This window comes from Pseudomonas sp. GD04158 (assembly GCF_029834875.1).
In the GTDB taxonomy this organism is placed as follows: domain Bacteria; phylum Pseudomonadota; class Gammaproteobacteria; order Pseudomonadales; family Pseudomonadaceae; genus Aquipseudomonas; species Aquipseudomonas hydrolytica.
The window spans coordinates 1-6,922 of sequence record NZ_JAODYT010000126.1; the positions used below are offsets into that span (position 1 = coordinate 1).

The 6,922-nt window shown below is 63.2% G+C and carries 9 protein-coding genes; 7 read left to right on the top strand and 2 right to left on the bottom strand.

Features of this window, described 5'->3' with window-relative positions; all coding sequences use genetic code 11:
* Window positions 1–530: Glu/Leu/Phe/Val dehydrogenase dimerization domain-containing protein (locus tag N7333_RS23375; protein WP_279859456.1), on the bottom strand; the 530-nt coding region annotated here is incomplete at its 3' end.
* Window positions 531–630: 100 nt separating this feature from the next.
* On the opposite strand from N7333_RS23375, the gene N7333_RS23380 reads away from it, so the two are divergent.
* The 7 genes from N7333_RS23380 (at window position 631) to N7333_RS23410 (ending at window position 6,372) form a co-directional block, all read left to right on the top strand.
* Complete coding sequence (locus N7333_RS23380; protein WP_279859457.1) at window positions 631–1,434, top strand: transglutaminase family protein; 804 nt, start codon at window positions 631–633, stop codon at window positions 1,432–1,434.
* A 155-nt stretch (window positions 1,435–1,589) separates the two neighbouring features.
* Window positions 1,590–2,261, top strand: coding sequence for a DUF3313 domain-containing protein (locus tag N7333_RS23385; RefSeq protein WP_279859461.1), 672 nt, complete (start codon window positions 1,590–1,592; stop codon window positions 2,259–2,261).
* A gap of 80 nt (window positions 2,262–2,341) precedes the next feature.
* Window positions 2,342–2,695 (top strand): DUF3302 domain-containing protein, encoded by a 354-nt coding sequence (locus tag N7333_RS23390; RefSeq protein WP_003245917.1) that lies wholly within the window; start codon window positions 2,342–2,344, stop codon window positions 2,693–2,695.
* A gap of 3 nt (window positions 2,696–2,698) precedes the next feature.
* Window positions 2,699–3,658, top strand: coding sequence for a biotin/lipoyl-binding protein (locus N7333_RS23395; RefSeq protein ID WP_096825874.1), 960 nt, complete (start codon window positions 2,699–2,701; stop codon window positions 3,656–3,658).
* A gap of 61 nt (window positions 3,659–3,719) precedes the next feature.
* Window positions 3,720–4,088, top strand: a complete 369-nt coding sequence (locus N7333_RS23400; protein WP_003245919.1) for a DUF5064 family protein — start codon at window positions 3,720–3,722, stop codon at window positions 4,086–4,088.
* Between the two features lie 50 nt (window positions 4,089–4,138).
* Window positions 4,139–5,467 (top strand): putrescine-ornithine antiporter, encoded by a 1,329-nt coding sequence (gene potE / locus N7333_RS23405; protein WP_279859458.1) that lies wholly within the window; start codon window positions 4,139–4,141, stop codon window positions 5,465–5,467.
* Window positions 5,468–5,478: 11 nt separating this feature from the next.
* Window positions 5,479–6,372 (top strand): amino acid ABC transporter substrate-binding protein, encoded by an 894-nt coding sequence (locus N7333_RS23410; RefSeq protein ID WP_279859459.1) that lies wholly within the window; start codon window positions 5,479–5,481, stop codon window positions 6,370–6,372.
* Between the two features lie 8 nt (window positions 6,373–6,380).
* Here N7333_RS23410 and N7333_RS23415 read toward each other — a convergent pair whose 3' ends face one another.
* Entirely contained in the window at window positions 6,381–6,737 is a 357-nt protein-coding gene (locus N7333_RS23415) for a PilZ domain-containing protein (protein WP_003245922.1), read from the bottom strand.
* Between the last annotated feature and the right edge of the window lie 185 nt (window positions 6,738–6,922).

Consider the following 6,922-nt stretch of genomic DNA (forward strand, 5'->3'; position numbering starts at 1 on the left):
TTGCCGAGGCCCTGGATGGCGATGCGCAGCCCCTCCAGGTCATCGCTGCCGAGGCGCGCCTGGGCGGTGGCCCGTATGCCGGCGAACACCCCCAGCGCGGTATGCGGCGAGGGGTCGCCCTCACTGGTGGTGCTGGTGGCGTGGCGGGTGTGCTGGGCGATGCAGTCCATGTCGAGGCTGGAGGTGCCGCTGTCCATGGCGGTGATGTAGTGACCGCCCAGCGTCTCGATGAAGCGCCCGAAGGCCTCGAACAGCGCCGCACGATTGGCGACATGCGGCGGGCGGATGATCACCGCCTTGCCGCCGCCGTGATCGATGCCGGCCAGGGCGGCCTTGTAGCTCATGCCCTGGGCCAGGCGCGCGGCATCGCGGATGGCACTCTGCTCGTCGGGGTAGGCCAGATAACGGCAGCCGCCGAGAGCCGGCCCGAGTCGGGTGTTGTGAATGGCGATGACGGCCTTGAGGCCGGTGGCCGGATCCTGGGCCAGGTGCAGGGCCTCGAGGCGGGCGGCTTCCATCATGCTGAACATGGGCTCGCTCCCGGTCTGAGTTCAGGACTGAGTATAGGTGACCTGCACTGGACGGGAGCGACGCGTCGGACTACAAGAGCACAAGCCAATGGAGGAAGCCATGAGCCCACGCCAAGCCTGCCTGCAGTGCCTGCAACGCGATCCGCCCGCCCTGTTCGAAGCGGCGCTGTGGATCGCAGCGGAACATGATGCCCAGTTGCAACCGGCCCGGGTGCTCGACGAGCTGCAGGGGTTGCAGCTGCAGGTCAGCGCCGGCCTGCCCGCGCTGCCCGCCCGCGAGCTGGCCCAGCCGCTGCTGCGCCGCCTCGCCGAGCTGGACTATCAGGAAGATGACGAAGGCATGACGCGGCCGCAGCATGCCCTGCTGCACAAGGTGCTGCGCAACCGCCGCGGGCAACCGCTGGTACTGGCGCTGATCGCCCTGGAACTGGCGCGACGGCTGGACATCCCCCTGCAGGGGGTGAACTTCCCCGGCCACTTCCTGCTGCGCGTACCCGGCGCCGACCATCTGCTCGATCCCTGTGGCGGGCGCCGCTTGTACACCCGCGACTGTCGGGACCTGCTCCACCGCCAGCTCGGCCCGAATATCGAGTTGAGCGCAACGCACCTGCAGACCGCCGACGCCCCTGCCATGCTGCAACGCCTGTCGCGCAACCTGCGCCTGCTGCACCTGCAGCACGATGATGCCCTGGCTGCGCTCAAGGATGCCGAGCGTGTCCTGCAGCTTGGCCCGCCAAGCCTGGTCGATCACCTGGCTCGCGCCGATGTCTATCAGCAGCTGGACTGCCCGCAGGGCGAACGCTACGACCTCGAACGCGCGCTGCTGTTCTGCGAAGACGAAGGTTTGCGCCTGCAATTGCAGCAGCGTTTGCGCGGTCTGGAAAGCGCAGCGGCATTGCACTGAAAAGCCTCTGCCCCGGGGCTTCAGCAGGCATCCGAGATTTTCTCAGCCATCCCTTGAACTGCTTTTTCTTCAACTACACTGCGAAGAACTCGGCGCTCTGCCAGTACCTGGGTGCTGCCGATCAGGCACTGTTCTCATTCTGTGTGGGGATGAAGATGCGAAAGCTCCTTGGTATGTCGTTATTGGCGGCACTCATCGGGACTGCCGCATGTTCCAACACGCTGGTGGCGCCCGAGCAGTACTCGGGTTTCCTGCAAGATTACAGTCGTCTCAGCGAACAGCAGTCACCCTCCGGGGCAAAGGTGGCACGCTGGGTCGATCCGGATCTGCAGGTCGCTCGTTACAACCAGTTGTTGCTCGAGCCCAGTCAGTTCTACCCAACGCCCCAACCAAGTCCACGACTGTCGCAAGATACGCTGCGAGACATCACCCAGTATTTCGATGCGGCACTGCGCCGCGAGCTGGGCAAGGTCATGCCGCTTACCGACACGCCTTCCGCCGGCACCCTGGTGCTGCGCCCTGCCATCACAGCCGTCTCGGCGTCCACTGAAGGCCTGCAACCCTACGAAGTCATTCCCGTTGCCCTGGTGGTGGCTGCCGCGAGCACGGCGGCCGGGACACGCGACCAGCAGGTGGAGATCGCTACCGAGGCGGCGGTGATCGACGCGCAGAACAGCCGCGTCGTCGCACAGGTCGTGCGCAAGGGTACGGGCCTTAATCTGGAGAACGATCACCAGGTACTCAGCGTCGAGAACGTCAAGCCAGTGATTGATGGCTGGGCCAGCGATATGCGCCAGTCCATCGAGCAGCTCAGGGCGAAACGTTAGGACCAATTGCTCGGTGCCGCCGCGAACCAGCCGAGCGGCACCGCCCAGACTGTCTTCTGAACGAATGATTCGGGGGCCGTATGCTGGACTACTTCGCCTTGGGTGTACTGATATTCGCCGCCGTGGTTCTGTTCTACGGCGTCATCGCGATTCATGACATTCCCTATGAGATCGCGGTGCATCGCAACCATCCGCAGCAGGATGCCATCCACGTGGCGGGCTGGATCAGCCTGTTCACTCTGCATGCGATTTGGCCGTTCCTGTGGATCTGGGCGACCCTCTACCGGGAGGATCGCGGCTGGGGCTTCGCCACCACGCCCAAGGTGGATCAGACGCGCCTGCAGCAGCTTGAACAACAGGTGGCCGAGCTCACCGCCCGCCTGGATGCACTGGAACGACCGGCCGCCGAAGCACCGTTCGAGGCGAGGGACTAAGCCATGGACCTGCTGCTGATACTGACCTACACCGCCATCTGTGTTGCCATCTTCAAGATATTCAGGATTCCGTTGAACAAGTGGACGGTGCCCACTGCAGTACTCGGCGGTATCGTGCTGATCGGCACACTGATCTTCCTGATGAACTACAACCACCCCTATTCCGAGGTCACGCGCAGCTACTTCGCCAGCACCCCGATAGTGCCGGCCGTGAGTGGCCAGGTGATCGAGGTACCGGTACTCGGTAACCACATGCTGGAAAAGGGCGACGTGATCTTTCGCATCGACCCCACCCCCTTCGAAAATCGCGTGCGGTCTATCAAGGCCCAGTTGGTGTCGGCCAGGGGTGACCAGTTTCGCGCCAGTGAACTGGTCAAGCGCAATCTGGGCAACCGGCGCGACCTGGACATCACCACCGCTCGCGTGGACGACCTGCAGGCGCAGCTCAATATCGCCCAGTTCGAGTTGGACAACACGGTGGTGCGGGCACCATCGCGCGGCTATGTGACGCAGGTGGTGCTGCGCCCGGGTATCTACGCAACGAAGATGCCGCTGCGTCCTTCGGCGATCTTCGTGCCCCATGAGGACTACGCTTACGTTGCCTGGATGCGCCAGAACAGCCAGCTGCGTCTGACACCGGGCGACTCGGCTGAGATCGCTCTGGACGGCTTACCCGGCAAGGTTTTCCAGGCACGCGTCAAGCAGGTGCAACCCGTGATCGCCGAGGGGCAGGTGCAGCCGGGCGGCCATCTGATCGGCGTCACCGGCGCCATGCCGGCCGGACGCGTGCCGGTGGTGCTGGAGATCATCGACCCGGCCTTCGAACCCTTCAAGGACCTGATACCGGGCGGTGCCTATGGCCAAGCTGCACTCTACTCCGAGCACTTTCCCCACGTGGCGATTCTGCGCAAGGTGCTCCTGCGGATGGCTGCCTGGATGAATTACATATTCCCCTTCCACTGATGAGATTCGTCGGCGCCCCGATTGAGAGCGTGACGCCGCGCCACACAGACAGGAGCCCAACATGTTCGAGCCAGGCCATCTCAACCGCAAGAAGCAACCGGGGATACCCGGCGTCCCCGACTTCGATATCGACGTCTACTACGACGTACGTCATGACCCCAAAGAGGGTGTCCTGCTGCATTTCCGGATGACCGGCCAGGTTAACGGCCGAAGCTTCACCGACGAGTTTGAAATGCACCGCGATACCGCTTTCAACTTCGCCAGTCGCATCGCCAAGGCAGCGGTGAAACAGGGGCTGCCGGTGAATGCCAGCCCGATCATGCGCAGCCACAGCGAATACGACGCGATGTTCGCGGATATCCGCAGAAAGCTGGAGATCCGGACCGGTGAACCGGTGAATTTCGATAACCTGGAAAAAGACGGCTTCTAACGTCTCGTTCTGCGCCCACAGCCATCTATCTCAAGCGTGAGGAACGGATCATGGCCGAGACAGGCAGGAAGATGGGCCTTGTGGGCCTGACCACCCTGGTAACGGTTAACATGATGGGCTCGGGCATCATCATGCTGCCCTCGAGCATGGCTCAGCTGGGCGCGGTTTCGTTGCTGTCGTGGCTAGTCACTGCGATCGGCTCGATGGCCATTGCCTACGGCTTCGCCCAATGCGGCATCTACTGTCCGCGCCCCGGCGGCATGTCTGCCTACAGCGAGGAGGCCCACGGCAAGTCCGCGTTCTTTCTGTGCTCCTATCTGTACTTTCTTTCCTTGGTGATCGGCAACGTGGCCATCGGCATTTCCGCCGTCGGCTACCTGACGCCCTTCTTTCCCTGGCTGGGCAGCGGAGCCGTGGCCGTGGTAGCCGGCACCATCGCTCTCATCTGGCTGACCATACTGGCCAATCTCGGCGGCCCCAGCCTCACCGGGCGCCTCGGTGCAGTGACCGTATGGGGGGTCATCATTCCCGTGGCGGGTCTGGGCCTGATCGGTTGGTTCTGGTTCGAGCCAAGCCTGTTCAGAGAAGCCTGGAACCCCAACGGTCTGCGCACCAGCGATGCCATCGCGCAAAGCATTCCGCTCACTCTGTGGGCGTTTCTCGGCATGGAGTCAGCGGCGCAGAACTCCGATGCAGTGGAAGATCCCAAGCGCAACGTGCCGCTCGCCTGCCTGTTCGGCACGCTCGGGGCCGCCGTGGTCTATGTGCTGTCAACCAGCGTGATTCAGGGCATCGTTCCCAACCCGGAACTGGCGAACTCCAGCGCGCCCTTCGCTCTGGTCTATGCACAGATGTTCAACGACAGCGTGGGCAACATCATCATGGCCCTGGCGGTGATGGCCTGTCTGGGCTCACTGCTGGGCTGGCAGTTCACCCTGGCACAGACGGCCAAGGTCACTGCGGAACAAGGCATGTTCCCCAAGCTGTTCACCCGGGTCAGCGCCCGCAACGCGCCCCTACTCGGCCTGCTTTTCTGCGGCGTCCTGCAGACCCTGATCGCGTTGTCGACCATCTCGCCCAATGCGAGCGCACAGTTCAACAAGCTCGTCGGCCTGGCTGCAGTGACCAACATCATCCCCTACATCACCTCCCTGACCGGCCTGTTGGTGATCATGTACAAGGCCCAGGTCGAGCCGCGCATCTTCCGCCGCAACGGAGCGATTCTGCTGGTGGCCATGCTGTACTGCTTCTATGCCCTGTATGCCTCGGGCCTGGAGGCGGTGTTCGGTGCGGCACTGGTGATGGTGGTCGGGTATCTGCTGTTCGGCAGTATCGCCAAACGCTTCGTCGGCACCCTGGACAACCTTGGCCGGCCATAGGAGCAGCCAGCATGCCTATCCCATATCTGGCGCGATTACTGTGTCTTTGCGCATGGCTGCCGGTCGCGGCGAACGCCACCACCCTGGAACGTATCCGTGAGGAGGGTGAGTTCGTGCTGGGCTTCGTGCCCGGCAACCTGCCCTTCTCCGATGGCGATGCCGAGCAGGCAAGCGGCTATTCCATCGATCTATGCCGTCATGTCGCCAGCCTGGTGAAGCAACAGCTGGCCCTTTCCGAGCTGCCAGTGCGCTATCGGCCCCTCACGCCCCTGGATATGCTCGATGCGGTAACGGACGGAAAGGTCGACATTCTCTGCGCCCCCGTGGTGGAGAGTCTGGAGCGCCGTCGCCGGGTCAGCTTCTCCCTGCCGATCTTCACCGCCGGCCTGGGCATCCTGGTCCGTCAGGATGCGCCCGCGTCCCTGATGCTTCCCCTCAAGGGCGAGTCGGCTCACAGTGGCCCCACCTGGCGCGCCACCATCAACCGTGGTCTGAACCGCCATCGCTTCGCCGTGCTCAAGGGTACGGTCAGCGTGGACTGGGCGCGCACGCGCATTCGCCAACTCGGCCTGCAATCCGAACTGGTCGAGGTGGACAGCAATCGGGAGGGAGTCGAGCAGGTCGTCACCCGGCAGGTCGACGCGTTCTTCGCCGATCGCCTGGTTCTGCTCAACTATCAGGCGCAACATCCTCAGGGCGCACAGTTATGGGTTCCGGAGCGGTTGTTCGCTGTGGAATCGGTGGCCATGCCGCTTGCCCGCGATGACGAGGATTTCCGCCTGCTGGTGGATACCGCGCTCAGCCGCCTGAACCGCTCCGAGGAAGGCGAAGCGCTCTATCGCAGTTATTTCGGTGAGCTCAGCGAGCAGAGTCGGCTGATGTTGCGGCTCAATTCGCGCCCCTGAGCGAAGGCTCAGGCCGACGCCGCCATGCTGTGGAAGCTGAAGTAGTAGCGCAGGGCATCGACCATTTCCACGTAGTCGGCCGGCGGCGCCACCAGGGCGAAGCCGGAGTCGTAGCTGCCGGGGGTGACATCCTCGCGGCACCACTGGCAGGTGGCGGAAAAGTCGATGAAATGCATGCCCTGCTGGCCGGGAATCTTCAGGCGCATGTCGAAGCGCGCACCCACCAGGAGCGGCAGCTGACTGATGAGCATCAGGCCGTCCAGGGAGACATTGCCGATGGAGCCCATCGGTTTGTCGGTGATGCGGTTGAACACCTTCAGGTAGTAGGGCAACTGATGGCGTTCGATTCGACGTTGACTAGGCATGCTGGCGAATCGCTACAAGGGGTCTTGAGTATGGCGCGCCTGCGGCCGCTTAACCAGCCTCAGCTACAACGCTCGGCGATGCGCGCCCGTAACTGGCGACGAGCGGCGTCGGTCTCTTCATCACTGAAATAAATACGCTCGCCATTGCTGCCCTCGCGGTAATAGCGATTGCCCTCCGGCATCTG